This window comes from Synechococcus sp. MIT S9220, from assembly GCF_014304815.1.
Lineage (GTDB): Bacteria > Cyanobacteriota > Cyanobacteriia > PCC-6307 > Cyanobiaceae > Synechococcus_C.
The window spans coordinates 874,207-889,787 of sequence record NZ_CP047958.1 but is presented as its reverse complement, the minus strand read 5'-3'; the positions used below and the strand labels follow the sequence as shown (position 1 = coordinate 889,787).

15 protein-coding genes are annotated in these 15,581 nt (G+C 57.4%); 10 read left to right on the top strand and 5 right to left on the bottom strand.

Annotated features, from left to right (window positions below):
* Positions 1 to 48: 48 nt before the first annotated feature.
* A complete protein-coding gene (locus tag SynMITS9220_RS04650) occupies positions 49 to 1,446 on the bottom strand; it encodes an aminotransferase class I/II-fold pyridoxal phosphate-dependent enzyme (RefSeq protein WP_186991082.1) in 1,398 nt (465 codons plus the stop codon).
* A gap of 195 nt (positions 1,447 to 1,641) precedes the next feature.
* Here SynMITS9220_RS04650 and SynMITS9220_RS04645 point away from each other — a divergent pair, with 195 nt between their 5' ends.
* On the top strand, positions 1,642 to 3,300 hold the full coding sequence (locus tag SynMITS9220_RS04645) for an AarF/ABC1/UbiB kinase family protein (RefSeq protein ID WP_186991080.1): 1,659 nt from the start codon (positions 1,642 to 1,644) through the stop codon (positions 3,298 to 3,300).
* Positions 3,301 to 3,372: 72 nt separating this feature from the next.
* A complete protein-coding gene (locus SynMITS9220_RS04640; RefSeq protein ID WP_186991078.1) occupies positions 3,373 to 3,852 on the top strand; it encodes a hypothetical protein in 480 nt (159 codons plus the stop codon).
* A gap of 24 nt (positions 3,853 to 3,876) precedes the next feature.
* Here the strand turns inward: SynMITS9220_RS04640 and SynMITS9220_RS04635 are convergent, their stop codons facing one another.
* The gene (locus SynMITS9220_RS04635) at positions 3,877 to 4,842 is read right to left on the bottom strand and encodes an RpoD/SigA family RNA polymerase sigma factor (RefSeq protein ID WP_186991076.1); all 966 of its coding nucleotides are present in this window, start codon (positions 4,840 to 4,842) and stop codon (positions 3,877 to 3,879) included.
* A gap of 116 nt (positions 4,843 to 4,958) precedes the next feature.
* Here SynMITS9220_RS04635 and SynMITS9220_RS04630 point away from each other — a divergent pair, with 116 nt between their 5' ends.
* From SynMITS9220_RS04630 to SynMITS9220_RS04615, 4 genes are read left to right on the top strand one after another with little or no spacing between them, the layout of a single operon-like run.
* The gene (locus SynMITS9220_RS04630; protein WP_370594375.1) at positions 4,959 to 5,717 is read left to right on the top strand and encodes a response regulator transcription factor; all 759 of its coding nucleotides are present in this window, start codon (positions 4,959 to 4,961) and stop codon (positions 5,715 to 5,717) included.
* 50 nt (positions 5,718 to 5,767) lie between these two features.
* Positions 5,768 to 6,874: a PAS domain-containing sensor histidine kinase gene (locus SynMITS9220_RS04625; protein WP_186991883.1), complete on the top strand. Its 1,107-nt coding sequence runs from the start codon at positions 5,768 to 5,770 to the stop codon at positions 6,872 to 6,874.
* A gap of 16 nt (positions 6,875 to 6,890) precedes the next feature.
* On the top strand, positions 6,891 to 7,619 hold the full coding sequence (locus SynMITS9220_RS04620; RefSeq protein WP_186991072.1) for a pseudouridine synthase: 729 nt from the start codon (positions 6,891 to 6,893) through the stop codon (positions 7,617 to 7,619).
* A gap of 7 nt (positions 7,620 to 7,626) precedes the next feature.
* The gene (locus SynMITS9220_RS04615) at positions 7,627 to 8,490 is read left to right on the top strand and encodes a RodZ family helix-turn-helix domain-containing protein (protein WP_186991070.1); all 864 of its coding nucleotides are present in this window, start codon (positions 7,627 to 7,629) and stop codon (positions 8,488 to 8,490) included.
* Here the strand turns inward: SynMITS9220_RS04615 and malQ are convergent.
* Positions 8,454 to 9,986 (bottom strand): 4-alpha-glucanotransferase, encoded by a 1,533-nt coding sequence (malQ, locus tag SynMITS9220_RS04610; RefSeq protein ID WP_186991881.1) that lies wholly within the window; start codon positions 9,984 to 9,986, stop codon positions 8,454 to 8,456. The genes SynMITS9220_RS04615 and malQ overlap by 37 nt on opposite strands.
* A gap of 30 nt (positions 9,987 to 10,016) precedes the next feature.
* A complete protein-coding gene (locus tag SynMITS9220_RS04605) occupies positions 10,017 to 11,051 on the bottom strand; it encodes an NAD(P)-dependent oxidoreductase (protein ID WP_370594374.1) in 1,035 nt (344 codons plus the stop codon).
* A 71-nt stretch (positions 11,052 to 11,122) separates the two neighbouring features.
* Here SynMITS9220_RS04605 and SynMITS9220_RS04600 point away from each other — a divergent pair, with 71 nt between their 5' ends.
* Positions 11,123 to 12,118, top strand: coding sequence for an LCP family protein (locus tag SynMITS9220_RS04600; protein WP_186991068.1), 996 nt, complete (start codon positions 11,123 to 11,125; stop codon positions 12,116 to 12,118).
* Here the strand turns inward: SynMITS9220_RS04600 and SynMITS9220_RS04595 are convergent.
* Complete coding sequence (locus SynMITS9220_RS04595) at positions 12,057 to 12,587, bottom strand: hypothetical protein (protein ID WP_186991066.1); 531 nt, start codon at positions 12,585 to 12,587, stop codon at positions 12,057 to 12,059. The genes SynMITS9220_RS04600 and SynMITS9220_RS04595 overlap by 62 nt on opposite strands.
* 96 nt (positions 12,588 to 12,683) lie before the next feature.
* Between SynMITS9220_RS04595 and SynMITS9220_RS04590 the strand changes: the two genes are divergently transcribed.
* From SynMITS9220_RS04590 to SynMITS9220_RS04580, 3 genes are all read left to right on the top strand, one after another.
* Positions 12,684 to 13,679 (top strand): ribose-phosphate pyrophosphokinase, encoded by a 996-nt coding sequence (locus SynMITS9220_RS04590; protein ID WP_067097831.1) that lies wholly within the window; start codon positions 12,684 to 12,686, stop codon positions 13,677 to 13,679.
* A gap of 58 nt (positions 13,680 to 13,737) precedes the next feature.
* Positions 13,738 to 14,841: a glycoside hydrolase family 10 protein gene (locus SynMITS9220_RS04585; protein WP_186991877.1), complete on the top strand. Its 1,104-nt coding sequence runs from the start codon at positions 13,738 to 13,740 to the stop codon at positions 14,839 to 14,841.
* A gap of 164 nt (positions 14,842 to 15,005) precedes the next feature.
* Positions 15,006 to 15,512 carry a hypothetical protein gene (locus tag SynMITS9220_RS04580; protein ID WP_186991063.1) on the top strand — a complete coding sequence of 169 codons (507 nt, stop codon included), beginning with the start codon at positions 15,006 to 15,008 and terminating at the stop codon, positions 15,510 to 15,512.
* Positions 15,513 to 15,581: the final 69 nt, after the last annotated feature.

Genomic DNA, 15,581 nt, shown 5'->3' with positions numbered 1-15,581 from the left:
CCTTTCCGGTTGTGGCGTCTGAAATCACCTGTCAGATCCCAGGGCCCATCAGGCCAGAACCTTCACCATACCGGGCACCTGAACAGGCCATCGTTGATGCTGCGACTGCAGCCATTGGCTTCGCTCTGCAGAGATTCTCTCTCCAGGGACGAGCAGTGGCACACCGGGCGGGTAGGGGCAAATCAACTCAGCAGCGATTTGATCAACGCACTCAGCCAATGGGCGAATGCGATGGGGAAGCCGTTGTGCTTCATCAGGGGTGAGCTCAGGAATCGACGTGCTCTGTAACGGCGGATCCGGGATGACAGCCAGCGGCACACCATCACCCTCACGAGCCAACACCTGCCAAATCCTCTGCAGTCGCTTTGCCAAGCCCCGATGCCGAGCGAATCCAAGACAGAACGTGAGACAAAGAGGCTCAGGCAACTCAGCGATCACGCCCTGACGCATGCAGAACTCATCCGCATCCAGACCACTCACACCAAGCTGGCTCGTTGCAAGGATTAATCGCAGGGGATCATCACTGGAGTGGAGCGAGATGCCCTGCTCTCGCAGAGCATGGATCAGCTGGATGGCTTGGTGCCGACGAGCCTCGAAGAGCGAAGTCCAGCGGCTGGACAGCAACCAATCCAGGGTTGTCTCACAGGAAGCCAGCAAAAGGGAGCTGGGACTCGTGGTCTGAAGTCTGGCCAGAGAACGTTGAACTCTCTCGTGGTCCAACCGTTGAGAGCGATGCCACAGAACTGCGGTCTGCGCGAGACCAGGCGCAGATTTATGCAGGGAATGCACAACCAGATCAGCTCCGGCAACAAGAGCAGACACAGGGCTGTCCTGCTCGGCATTAAAGGCCAGATGGGTGCCATGAGCTTCATCCACCATGACCGGCAATCCCCTGCTGTGGAGTAGTTCGATCAGCTCCACAATCTCAGCGGAGTAGCCGTGATATGTGGGGTGAACAAGAACAGCACCAGCAATGGGACGACCTGGATCAGGCCAGGGATCCAGGCTCTGCCGCAGGCCCTCAGCAGTCATCGCCCCGGCGTGACCGCGATCAGCAAAAAACGGCACCGGCAGAAAGACCGGCATCACGCCCCCCAACTCGCAGGCAGCGATCAACGAACGATGGGCATTACGAGGCAGCAGCACAGCCTCTCCCGGTTGCGCCATCGCAAGCAGACCGGCCTGAAGCAGACCAGTGGCACCGTTCACGCCAAACCAACAGTGATCAACACTCATCGCATTAGCCAGCCGCGCCTGACTGGTTGCCACTGCACCGTGCGATTCGAGCGGACCACCGATCTCTGGCAACTCGGGCAGGTCCCAGCTGCCCGGTGATTGACGCAGCAAACGCTGCATCAGTGGCGGCAGAGCTGCTCCACGACCATGCACCGGAAGATGCAAAGCCAGACGTCGATCCGGTCGCAGAAGCTCGAGAAGCGACGGCATGAGCGCAGGGAATAGACAACAGGTCGGGGCATCACCGGCTCGGTGATGCCAGCTGGACTTTCCCCATGCAGCATGGCAACGGCTGCAGTTGCTGACCGATGCTGATCGGCGTTGATCGGTCCGCTCTCTGCAACACAGAAGCATCGAGCAACCTTTTGGACTCTCTAGGATCCACACTCCCTAGCGCTGCTGGGCGTGGATTCGCTTCGCTACAACCCGGGCCGAGATGTCCGATGGCTCCTGTTGCGCCCATGGATCGGCATACCGCGCCTGATCCAGATCTTCTGGGCTCTACTGGGACTGGTCTTGAGCTTGCTGCTGAGGGGCGGCAGCAGCGACCCCCGTGTTCAGCGCGATCTGGCTCGCACTCTGCTGCGCACCCTGACCAACCTCGGGCCTTGTTTTATCAAGGTCGGACAGGCCCTTTCGACCCGTCCGGATCTGATCCGTCGAGACTGGCTGGATGAGCTGACACGGCTTCAAGACGATCTGCCGTCCTTCGACCATGCGATCGCTTTGAACACGATCGAAACGGAACTGGGTGCTCCAGTGGATCAGCTGTTTGAGGAATTTCCCAATACACCTGTTGCAGCCGCAAGTCTTGGGCAGGTCTACAAGGCTCGGGTCGGTACACAACGCTGGGTCGCCGTCAAAGTCCAGAGACCGAATTTGACGTTCATTCTGCGGCGCGACATGGTGCTGATCCGCAGTCTCGGGATTCTGGCCGCTCCATTTTTGCCACTGAATCTGGGCTTTGGCCTCGGAGAAATTATTGATGAGTTCGGCCGAAGCCTGTTCGAAGAAATCGATTACTGCTGCGAAGCAGACAACGCCAGGCACTTCTCAAGATTGTTCGCTGACAATGACGCAGTCACCATTCCCGATGTCGACGAAGAGCTCTCAAGCCGCCGAGTTCTGACCACCAGCTGGATTCAGGGAAGCAAGCTTCGCGATTCACAGGAGCTCAAGTCCCAGCGCCTTGACCCCGCGGCTCTCATTCGCACAGGCGTGATCAGCGGACTCCAGCAACTTCTGGAGTTCGGTTACTTCCATGCCGATCCCCACCCGGGCAATCTCTTTGCACTCCCTGGTCGCAGCGGCGATCTCGGACACGTGGCCTACGTGGATTTCGGGATGATGGATTCCATCAGTGATCAGGATCGCCTGACACTCACAGGAGCGGTGGTGCATCTGATCAACCGTGATTTCGAAGCGGTTGCCCGAGATTTCCAGGAACTCGGATTCCTTGCATCCAATGCTGATCTGACACCGATCATTCCCGCCCTGGAAGATGCCCTGGGAGGAAGTCTTGGAGATTCCGTCGGTTCGTTCAACTTCAAGGCGATAACCGATCGTTTCTCGGAATTGATGTACGACTATCCCTTCCGGGTGCCTGCACGCTTCGCTCTGATCATCCGAGCCGTGGTGAGCCAGGAAGGCCTTGCTCTAAGACTCGATCCCGACTTCCGCATCATTGCGGTGGCCTATCCCTACGTGGCCAAGAGACTCCTCGCTGGCGACACCAAAGAAATGCGAGAGAAGCTGATGGAAGTCATCTTTGACGAGCAGGGAAATCTGCGCGTCGAACGACTTGAAAGTCTTCTCGATGTTGTTGGCAATTATTCGGGGGGTCAGAGCAGCGGAGAACTGCTGCCGGTGGCCGGGGCAGGTCTGCGTTTGTTGCTGAGTCGAGATGGAGGAGACCTGCGTCAGCGCCTCCTGCTGACCCTGATCAAAGACGACCGCCTGAACCTCTCAGATCTGAAAGAGCTGACTGTCCTGATACGAAAGACCTTTGGACCTCGTCAAATCGCCGAGGGTGTGATGCAACGCCTGAATCCGCTCGCGGCCTGATGAGGCCTAACGCCCCGTCACCCCTGCAGTAGCAGAGCGATAATGGCGTCTCAACGATCCTTTTTCTGACTTATGTCGATCGCGCCCGACACTGCTCCCATCGAGCTCGATCAGGCTCAGATCGACCTGCTGACCGAAGCATTCGGCGGTCTCAGCATGGATGACATCCTTCTCGACTACGCCAACCTGCAACAACCGCCCTATGCCATGGCAGGGCTGGGATTGGCAATCAGCGTAGTTTGCGGACTCACCTTCTCCAAGCTGGTTCAGAACCGCCTGGATGGCTGGAAAAAAGACAGGCTGCCATTGCTACCGCTCGGCAATGCCGAAACCGTGATGAGCTACACGGGGATCCTGATTGGCGTCACCTTGTTCATCGGGGGCTCACTCCAAGTTTTCGGCTTTGCTTCAGGTGCCGCCTATCTCAGTGCACTGGTGCTCTCAATCCTCACCGGAGGTGCACTCTGGGCTCAACTTGAGCGCTTGATGACCCAGGTCGAAGCTGGAAACTTCAAAGCAGTTGATTTCGACAACTTTGACGAATTCTTCTGATCACTTCTGTGCAATCAGCGGGTGTCAGGCCAGCACGTAAGCCTCGAGCTGAACATCACCACGGCGCAGTAGCTCTAGACCCTCGCGTTCGAGCTTGCGAGTGCGATCACGACTCATTTTCAGCGATTTAGCAATCGCTGTGAGGCTCATCGGATCTTCCCCGTCCATCCCATACCGCATCCGCAGCACACGCTCCTGCAGTTCAGGCAGCTGACCCAACAGATCACGCAGATCTCCCTTCAAGCACTCGCCTTCCACCTGCTCGCTCGGCAGTTCACCATCTCCTGCCAGCAGATCCAGCAGTTCTGTGTCATCTCCGTCGCCCACCTTCATCTCCAAACTCACTGGCTGACGCGCACGGCACATCAGTTCTTTCACTTCCTCTTCCGGCAGCTCCACAAAGCCCGCCAGTTCCGTCACCGATGGCGTCCGACCCAGCTCTTGGCTCAGTTCTCGCTGACCTTTCTTCAGCTTGTTCAGCATCTCCGTGATGTGGATCGGCAGCCGGATCGTCCGGCTCTTCTCCGCAATCGCACGCGTGATCCCCTGACGGATCCACCAATACGCATAGGTGCTGAACTTGTAGCCCCGCGTCGGGTCGAATTTCTCCACACCACGCACCAGACCGATCGTTCCCTCCTGGATCAGATCCAGCAGTTCCATATTCCGCTTGGTGTACTTCTTGGCAACACTCACCACCAGGCGCAGATTCGCTGCCACCATCCGCTCCTTCGCGCGGCGACCAGCTTGCAGCTTGCGCTTCAGTTGCGCTGCACTCAGTCCTGCTGCTTTGGCCAGCTCTGCAGGGGGCACCATCTCACCACCACGCTGATCGCTCAGCTCTGCTTCTTGTGCCTCCAGATCCATCAGCTCTTGCACCTGACGACCCAGCGTGATCTCCTGCTGATGGCTCAACAGCGGCACACGGCCGATGTCACGCAGGTAGGAACGCACCAGGTCCGCATCCGGTAGCAGAGCCAAGGGCGACATCGTCTAATTACGAAACCTATCTGTTTCTTAATTTACCATCGTTTACAGGAGCTTCTCGCTATGGGAAAACTCGGAAGAGACCCTGGGTCAAAATGAAGGCACTCCTGGAGTCCCCTGTGAGCTCCGCCACCGCCAGCAGCAGAACCGCCAACAACATCAGCACCAAGAGCGTCAGCGCTGCACACCTTCTGGTGGTTGAAGACGACACCTCCATCAGAGAAACCGTGAAGGAGGCGCTCAGCGCCGAGGGTTTTGAGGTGAGCGCCTGCAGGGATGGGAACGAAGCCCTGGCCATGCTCACCGGACCGCAAGCCGAGAGCATTGATGCCCTGGTCCTTGATCTGATGCTTCCAGGGATGGGTGGGCTAGACCTCTGCCGCAAGCTCAGGCAACTCAATAACACCACGCCGATCCTTGTCATCAGCGCCAGGGACAGCGAAACCGATCGAGTCCTCGGCCTCGAGGTGGGTGGCGATGACTATCTGGTCAAACCATTCGGACTCAGGGAGCTGGTGGCCCGATGCCGCGCCCTGCTGCGCCGCTCCCAGAGAATCAGGCCCGAATCCACAGCCAGGGTAGACATTATTGAACATGCCAACCTCTGTCTTTATTGCCAGGAATTCCGGGTGACGCGGGACGGAGAGGATCTCAGCCTTGCTCCCAAGGAATACAAGATTCTGGAACTGCTGATGCGCAACCCGAAGCGTGTCTGGAGCCGCGATCAGCTGCTGGAACAAATCTGGGGCATCGACTTCGTCGGAGACACCAAAACCGTCGACGTGCATATCCGATGGTTGAGAGAAAAGATCGAGACAACTCCCTCTTCTCCTGACCACATCCGAACCGTGCGTGGATTCGGTTATCGATTCGGCTGATTGATGTGAGTTCAGCTGCTTCGCTCATCCTTGGCATCACGTTCGGTGTGATGAGCGGTTGGGCTTTGCGCAGCCGCTTCAATTTGAACGCCGGATCCCGACGGCGCTCAGCACAGATCTCGCCGGTGTTGTCCGGTCACTCGCTGAGTACAGCGCAGCTGCTGGCCTGGATCGATGCAGCCACCCAGGGATGGCTCGTTCTCACACCGGATCACACCATCGGTTTCATCAACTCAAGAGCGGAACGATTGCTGCAGTTCTCCAACAATCGGCTCGTGCGCGGACAAGCACTCGACGATGTTCTCAGCGTGCCTCAGCTTGAAGAGGCAATGGTCAGCGTGCGATATCAACAACGGCCGCAACGCTGTGAATGGGAACAGCAGGGTGTGCCTCTGGAAGCCATCGTTCTGCCCGGTTCGGACGAGTGGTTGCTGGTGCTCCTCCAGAACAGACAATCCCTGGAGGCACAGCAGGAGCAACAGGAACGCTGGGTGAGCGATGTCGCCCATGAGCTGAAAACCCCACTCACGGCCCTGATGCTCGTGAGCGATCGACTGGAAACAGCAGTCTCAGCCGATGACGCCATTCTTGTGGAGCGTCTGCAGAACGAACTCAGACGTCTGCAATTGTTGGTCGAGGATTTACTGGAGCTCTCCAGACTGGAGAACATCCTTCCCCATGAGCAGGGGGGCTACTCACCGGTCAATCTTGAAGAGCTGGTGGAGGCCGCCTGGAACAGCATTCGTCCGCTTGCAGATCAGCGCGAGGTGAGGCTCTCCATCAACACCCAAGAGCCAGGACCACTTCTGGGAGATCAACCCCGATTGCATCGAGCCGTCCTCAACCTGCTCGATAACGCCTTGCGCTTTTCCCCTCAGGGAAGCGCCGTCGACGTGAAGATCCTCCCCAGTGGTGGATGGTGGTTGGTCTGCGTCCGGGACCATGGCCCGGGGCTGAGTGAAAGTGATCTCAGCAACATGTTCCAGCGCTTTTACCGCGGCGACCCATCTCGGGCCCGCTCCCACCAAAGTGGCAGCGGCCTCGGACTTGCCATCGTCCAACAGATCGCCGTGAACCATGGAGGCCGAATTCAGGCCAGGAATCATCCTGACGGAGGCTCATCGATTGAACTGTTGTTACCGCGCGGTGACCACTAAGACACAACCGAGCTGAATGCACCAGCGACTTCAGAAACTGATGTCCGCCGCGGGGCACTGCTCACGCCGCCAGGCAGAGGAACTGCTGCGCCAGGGTCGAGTTGACGTCAACGGAACGATCGCAGCACTCGGAGATCAGGCTGATCCCGAAACAGATCTGATCTGCGTGGATGGGACGCCGTTAGCCAAGCAGACTCCGGAGCGAGTGCTGTTGCTCAACAAACCTCCCGGTGTGATCAGCAGCTGCCATGACCCTCAAGGTCGCGAAACCGTGCTGGACCTGATCCCCGCCGAGCTCAGGCAAGGACTGCATCCGGTCGGACGTCTTGATGCCGACAGCCGTGGAGCTTTATTGCTCAGCAACCAGGGAGAGCTCACCTTGAAGCTCACACACCCGCGCTATGCCCACAGCAAGACCTACAGAGTGACGGTGAGCGGAATACCGGATCATTCGAAGCTGGAACGATGGCGACAAGGCCTGGAACTCGATGGCTCTCGAACCCTCCCTGCCAGTGTGAAACTGCTCCACAGCAAACGTGGACACAGCACCCTGGAAGTGATTCTTCGAGAAGGACGTAACCGGCAGATCCGCAGGATTGCCTCGCTGCTCGGTCATTCCGTGCTCGACCTGCAGCGGGTTGCAATCGCTGGACTGGCTCTTGGAGCGACGGAAGAAGGATGCTGGCGCCAGCTATCCAGGCGAGAATGGCAAGGCCTGATCAGCTCTCAGGCAGGTGAGGCGTAAACCGGCCATGGCTTTGTTCAAACGTTCCTTCCCATGGCGCTGGCGTCGAAGTCGCCAGATTGAGGCCAATGCAACGGATCAAGCAGCCAAAGAGGCCCCGCTGATCGAGGCTGGTCAACATCTGAGGCAGCACCGGGAACAACGCGGCCTGAGCCTGAGAGATTTATCTCGGGAGGTGCGCATCACCACACCAGTGCTGGAAGCACTGGAACGCGGCTGGTCAGACCGCCTACCAGAACCGGCTTACCTGGTAGCAATGCTGCACCGTCTGGAGCAATACCTCCAGCTCAAGCCCAACAGTCTGAGCGGAGCACTGCCTGAAGACTGTTTTCAACAAAGACTGCCCCGAGAGCAAAGGAGGACACGCTTCACGCTTGGAAGCATTGACATCTTCACCACCTGGCAAGGAAGCCTCGTCTACATCGTTGTCATCAGCGTGTCCTTGCTCGCGCTGAATCAACAGCAACGACAACTTGCGATCGACAACACCAAATTCTTCACTCCTGTTCCTCTGAATCTTCAGCAGGATTCCGATGCACTGTTGCAAGGCCTGCGCCCGCTCACTGAGCTCAGAACACAGAAACCGGCTGACTCCGTCGCAAAACTCCTGGGCGAACAACCGCTGCCTGGTGTGCTTGAAGTCACCCTCAAGCAACCAAGCACGTTGACCCTCAGCAGTGAAGGCGGCGATCGCAGTTCACTTCAAGGGGCAACAGGCACGCTCACCCTTCAGCTTTTGCCTCCTCTTGAGCTCAGCGTTCAACCAGCACCAACCGCAGGAGATGTTCGATGGGACGGACTCCCGCAAGAGGCGCTGAAGAATCGACCAGGGATTTATCGCCTTGACCAGACGTCGGCACGCAATCCATAACCCTGAAGTGCACCTTCAACCGAATCGTCAAACGCCGCTAAGCGCCAGTTCCAGTTACCTCCGACTGTGCCTGGGGTATTGAAGCGGGCGATATCGTCGAGGTGCAGCAGGTCCTGCAGCGAAGCAATCACCAACTGCGCGGATGTCGCCAGACCCAGCTCCAACAGCTGCCAGCCAGGAGCCTCAATCGGACAGTCGAGACAACTGGCAAAACGAGCACGGGAGTCGCCATCAAGACGTTGCCACCAGCCCAGACTTGTGGGGTTGTCGTGGGTTCCTGGATAGACCACCCATCCGGTGCCATGGATATTGGACGGAAGGTAAGAGTTCTGGGGATTGCCATCAAAAGCGAACTGCAGCACTTTCATTCCAGGCAGATGAAAACGATCACGCAGCTGCTCCACATCCGGTGTGATCACCCCGAGGTCTTCGGCCACCAGAGGTAAGCGGCCGCCTGCATCTCGACGCAGACAGCTGAGCAACTCACGACCGGGAGAACGTCGCCAGGTGCCGTTCATGGCTGTGCTGTCCCCACCAGGAACAGACCAGTAAGACGCCAGCGCACGGAAATGATCAAGCCTCAGTCGATCGGCGAGCTGCCACTGACGCCGCAGACGATCCCTCCACCAGCGAAAACCGGTGCAGCGATGCCGGGGCCAGCTGTAAACAGGGGTTCCCCAGAGCTGACCGGTCTCGGAGAAATAATCAGGCGGAACACCACTTTGTTCTCGCAGCCTTCCATCCGCAGCAATGGAAAACAACGAGCGATGACTCCAGACATCAGAGCTGTCGCGAGCCACATAAAAGGGAAGATCCCCGAGAATCTCCACATCGAGTTCATGGGCAAGCTCGCGCAGCCGCGACCATTGCCGGCTCAGATGCCACTGAAGGAGCTCCTGCTCCAGAAGACGATCCCCATGGGCATCGCGCCACTCCCTTAGCGCGGTCTGATCGTGAACTGCCAACTGTTGAGGCCACTCCCACCAGGGACGGCCCTCGTTTTGTTCACGCAGCACCATGAAGGCAGCATGATCTTGAAGCCAGCGGGACTGATCCCGTCGCCAGCGGTCAAAGTCCGCATGCTGTGAATGCGGCAGCTTGTCCCAGCAATGGCGCAGTTGCCTGGCCAAAGCGGCAGCCCGACTGTCTGCGAGTGGAAAATCCAGTACAGGTTCGGCTGCCTCAACACCCGGAAGAGCCTCTAAATCACCAGGTTGAAGAAATCCCTGGTCGCTGAGATCCTTGGCATCCAGTAGCCAGGGATTGATGGCAAAACTGGATGGAGAGCTGTAGGGAGACCCCGTTCCGTCTGGTGGTGACAGTGGCAAGATCTGCCACACGCCGATTCCGTGCTGAGCAAGAGCCTTGAGCCAATCGCGGGCAGGAGCTCCCAACCCCCCGCAAACAGGTGAGCCTGGCAGGGCAGTCGGATGCAACAGAACACCGACGCGACGACGCGGCAGAGAAACAGAGGTCACGCGCGACTCGCTTGGCAAGGCAACGACTGACAAGCCAACGACAGAGCCTCAGAACAGAGCGGCATCACCAAGGTCTTGGCCGTCCATCCCGTCACGCACAACGCGTTCAAAAAACTGCTCCAACGTGTCGTTGCCATAGGAGGGCGTCGCTGCACTGTCGTATTGCTGACGTTGTTCGTCCCAGACAAGCATTGACTCTCCAGCGTAGTAGCGGCCGATCTTGCCGAATTCAGCGGCGTCCTCAAGCGAGGGGAACGTCCCGGATAAAAATTCAAGACAGCCAACAGGAAGATCCATCAATGCAATCGGCAGGGAAATCATCCAAGGTTTTTTACCTAAAGCCTTGAAGAGCATCTCTCCCTGCTGTCGAGCACTTAGTGCCTCTCCGGGTCCTCCAATCGGCAAAATTTGATTGATCTTGTCTTGATCAACAACACAATCACTGAGAAAAGACGCCAGATCAGACTCACTGATTGGCTTGCAACTTGCCAGCTCACCATCTCCGAACATCACGTACGGGGCTCCCTTACGACAACTTTCAACCTGCGCTCCCAGGCTTTTGAAGAACGCCGTCGGGCGAACAATCGAATAGGTCACATCGCTGCCATCGCGAAGCTCAGCCTCCAGCGCAAGCTTCGCCTTCTGAAATTCCAGCAGAGGCTTTTGTACACAGATCGCCGACAACAGAACGAAATGCGAAAGTCCCGCTTTTTTCCCCTGCTGATACGTGTTGAGGGTGGCCTGGTAGTCAACAGCCCACGAATCCTTGCGTCCGCCAGTGCGTGATGCGAGGCAGCTGATCACCACATCCACTGGCTGATCAAAGGCATGCCTTGCCAGTGAATCAGCATTCGTGACATCACCGAAACGAACCTCAGCGCCGGGGAAATCAGCCCTCACGCTCTCCTGATTTTGACGGCCACCCACACCACTGCGCTCACGCGCAAAAGCAACAACGTCGTAACCGCGTGTGATCAGCTCCTTCACCACGAAACGACCGATATATCCCGTCGCACCAAAGACCACAACACGCACCTTGTCCGGCGAACGGTCTCGGAAGTCGTCGTTCAGAAGCATGGGCATGGGGTCGACACCATCCATTATTCGCTTAGAACCAGGCGAGACTGCGGCTCAGTTCTGGAGGATTCGGCGCAATGAAGGACGAGGGACCGACAGGTGATCCTTCACCGAGCCGATTGACGCGATGGTTCGGGAGCCATCCCTTCAGAACCATTCTGAGAATCGCCGCTGCTTTGGCGGGAGCGAGCCTGATCGCTGGAGGGCTCGGGTTGATCTGGCCAAAACCTGACCCAATAGCGGCGGAACCGCCCTCCGCAGATGATCCGGCCAGCCTGGCACCACTTCCCAAAGGTCCAGTCATGGTGCTGGTCGTGGGCATCGATGCGGATGGCATCAATGATTTAAGCAACAGAGCCGCTCCCAAAGGACCGGCCAATGCCGACAGTCTGATGCTCATCCAGATCAGCCCTGGCGACCCCGTGCAAGTGCTGCAGCTGCCAACAGAACTCGCGGTGAATCTGCCCGGGCGCACAACACTGCAATCGCTGGCTGATGCCTATCCGCTCGGCAGCGTTGCCCTGACTGCCGATGTCGTTGCTGAAGTGGTGGGTTTGAAGAATGGAGCACCGGAACGGTTCGTGGTCATCCCCCGCCAAGCTCTTCGCAGTCTTGTGGACGGACTGGGTGAAGTGGAAGTCACGCTCAATCAGTCCTATGAGCACAAGGACTCAGCTCAGAACTACAGCGTGAACCTGCAGGCAGGACGGCAAACACTGAACGGCCAGCAGGCCGAACAGTTAGCCCGCTACAGACCTGAGCCCAAAAATGATCAAGCACGGCGCAGCCGGCAACAAAGCCTTCTGAACGGGATTCACGAGCAGCTGAATCAACCCAATGCGATCGCCCTTCTGCCCTCTGTGATTGGCGAAGTCAGCGCCCAGATGGAAACAGATCTCACGCCCATGGAGATGATGAGCTTGGCAGCCGCAGCGCTCAGCAGCAATCAGCCGCCGGTGATCACGCAGCTGGAACTGGCACCCCGAACGGGACAGCAGGTGATGCGAGAACTCAAACCGAACCAGCAGCGTCCCCTCTGGCCAGTACCTCCTGGCGATGCTGCAGACAACTGATCAACCCTCTTGGGTCATCATCAGGACCCTGCAGGCATCCACACCATGGAAGACCATCGGTGCGACGTTTAGGGACATCCCATTCGCCGCCAAGTTGTACGAGTCCCAGCAGGGAGAGGTTGAGCGCCCGAGCGAAGGCCACAGACGCTGGGACGATCCCAGCAAAGCGACCATCAGCTCGAGGCTGCGCCAACATCAGCACGGGGATTCGCCAGGCAGCGAGAGCTTCCAACCAGCTGCCCTCGCCGCTTTCGTCCACGCCGGCATCACCGCTCAACCTCAACAAGGTCAAGGCCTTAGAAGCACTGATCTCTGAAGTGAGTTCTCGGAGCAGTGGATGCGGCGCAAGGCCGCAACCCTCTTCCAGGAGAACAGCTCCGAACTCGTTAGCAAGAGAGCGACAGGCTGCGGACATCTGCAGTTCAGGCAGAGCACCGGTGCCGATAACAACCAGGAGGTTCTGGGACATCCCGGCACGTTAAGAGGAGTGATTCAGGAAACGGCCAGGAGAAACGGGACCGCGCACCCTTACGATCGGACAACCAGTTTCTCGTTCGCGGGCATCGTGACCGGATTCCTGACTGCAGCCCGCGCCGAACAGGAGAAGATCCAGAACGACACGAGGCGTCTGCGGCTTTTCACTGGAACCTCCAATCCTGCCCTGTCACGTGAAATTGCCGCCTATCTGGGCGTACCGGATGGTCCAAGAGTCTGCAAACGCTTCGCCGACGGTGAGCTCTATGTGCAGATTCAGGAATCCATTCGAGGCTGCGACGTATTCCTGATCCAGCCCACTTGCGCTCCTGTGAACGATCACCTGATGGAGCTGCTGATCATGGTGGATGCCTGCCGACGCGCCTCCGCCAGACAGGTCACCGCTGTTGTGCCTTATTACGGCTATGCCAGGGCTGATCGCAAAACAGCAGGCCGTGAGTCGATCACCGCGAAGCTGACCGCCAACCTGCTTGCGACCTCCGGTGTTGACCGAGTGCTGGCGATGGATCTCCATTCCGCTCAGATCCAGGGTTACTTCGACATTCCCTGCGATCACATCTACGGCTCTCCAGTTCTTGTCGACTATTTATCCGATCAGGACCTGGGCGAGGTTGTGGTGGTGTCTCCGGACGTGGGCGGTGTCGCACGCGCAAGAGCCTTTGCCAAACAGATGAATGATGCGCCTCTGGCCATCATCGACAAACGGCGAACAGGTCACAACATGGCCGAAAGCCTCACCGTGATTGGTGATGTGCAGGACAAGACTGCCATTTTGATCGACGACATGATCGACACCGGCGGCACAATCTGCGCCGGCGCACGCCTGCTGCGAGAGAAAGGGGCGCGGCGGGTGATCGCCTGCGCCACTCATGCCGTGTTCTCCCCACCTGCGGCGGAGCGGCTCTCAGTAGACGGTCTGTTTGAGCAGGTGGTGGTGACGAACTCGATTCCAATCCCTTCAGACCGTGTGTTCTCACAGCTGAAGGTTCTCTCGGTCGCCAACATGCTGGGCGAAGCGATCTGGCGGATTCATGAGGAGAGCTCCGTTAGCTCGATGTTCCGCTAAATCCGTGACCAGAGCTCAGCAGCAGCTCCGTCGGACGACCGCAAGCGTGATGGCTGGAATGTTGAGCCTTTGCGCTGCAGCTCCGGCATCAGCACAGCTTCCTTCTGTTCAGCCCAAACGCACCCTGGGAGTCTGGCTGACCAACAGCCCAAGCCGTCTTTACTACGACCGTCAATCTCTCATCCGGGCCATGGATGAGCTGAAAGCAGCAGGCTTCAATGCCATCTATCCCAATGTGTGGAGTCGCGGCACAACCTTTCATCGCAGTCGTTTCGCACCGGTTGAACCAGCACTAAAGAAAGCTGGTCTTCAGCTCGATCCCATCTGCACCCTGACTCAACAGGCTCGTCAACGCGGGATGAAAGTCATCCCATGGTTCGAATATGGACTGATGGAGCCAGCCGATTCGGCGATCGTGCGTCAAAAACCTGAGTGGGTCTTAGCTCGAGCTGACGGCAACACCGTCATGACCATGCATGGCAAGAACATGGTCTGGCTCAACCCCGCCCATCCCGAGGTACGCGAACGTTTTATCGGCCTGGTGGTAGAGGTGATGAAACGCTGCCGAATGGATGGCCTGCAGCTGGATGACCATTTCGCATGGCCAGTGAAACTGGGATATGACCCTTACACCTCTGCGTTGTACGAAACGCAGACCGGCGCACCACCGCCGAAGGATCACACCAATCGCTATTGGATGACCTGGAGACGCCGTCAGCTGACAGGCCTGTTGAGGGCACTGAGAGAACGCTTGGAGAAAGAATCTCTGCCTCAACGCATCAGTCTTTCGCCAGGACCTTTTCGATTTGCCTACAACCACTGGCTGCAGGACTGGGAACTCTGGGCAGTTGGAGAACTGATTGATGATCTTGTCGTACAGAACTACGCCTATTCACTCAAAGGTTTCGCCAAAGATCTCAATCAACCTGCTTTGCGTAAAGCGCGTCAGTGGGGATTGCCGGTTCAGATCGGCGTTCTTGCTGGTTTCGGGAAAAGGACAACACCAATCCCTGTCCTTGCCGAAAAAAAACGACTCAGCAATGAACAGGGTTATGGAGTGATTTACTTCTATTGGGAAGGATTGTGGGGAGTTCATAGCGGCAAAGAAGGATCGATCTATCGACGCAAAGCTCTGCAGCAAATGGGTTCTCAGAACCAGTAGCGCGAATTAGATCTCAAGAGCTGGGCCACCGCCGCGAATCACTCAAAGAGGTTCGATTCCGTGATGTGAGTCATGCCTCACTTGATGACGGAGCTGCAGGAGTGGGATGAGTTAAAGACACGCCCCAACTGTCTTCTGGCCCGTACAAGCTTTAAATTCAAAGAATGAAGGATCCGACCCTCATTGTTCGAAAGCTGATCAGCGAGCTTCGCGACGAGATGTCAGATGCTGCGAGGGAACTGCGTAATCGAGCCAGCTGGGATCTGCAATGCCCTGTGATTGTGATTGATGCCAGAGAGCATCCCAAACGAGTTCTGAAAACGTCGGTGCGAGGTCTCACTGGAACCATCACAACAAGCAATGTGATCGACAATCCACTGCTGCGATCATTTCTGGCTCGTTCCAAGGAGGTGGGCGCCGACGAAGCCCTTGATGAATTCATGCATGGAACGGAAGCAGAACACTTCTCCATGCTCTGGGATCGCTATGCCGATGAACGCCATTGTCATGGACTCGCTGTTTGGTCGTATTCCGAAGCAGCCAAATTCGCCCTCAAATCCAAGCAGTGTTTCGAACAAGGGGACATTGCCTGTGTCGCCATCACGGAGGGGAACGAGACAGATGATCACGGCGTTCTCACGTTTTCAGTGGATTCCAGCTGGCTCTCTTGAAACCAGCGGATCCACCATGCTGAATGATCTTTCGCGAGACTTGGAGAGCCTTGTCCGACTGGGGGCAAA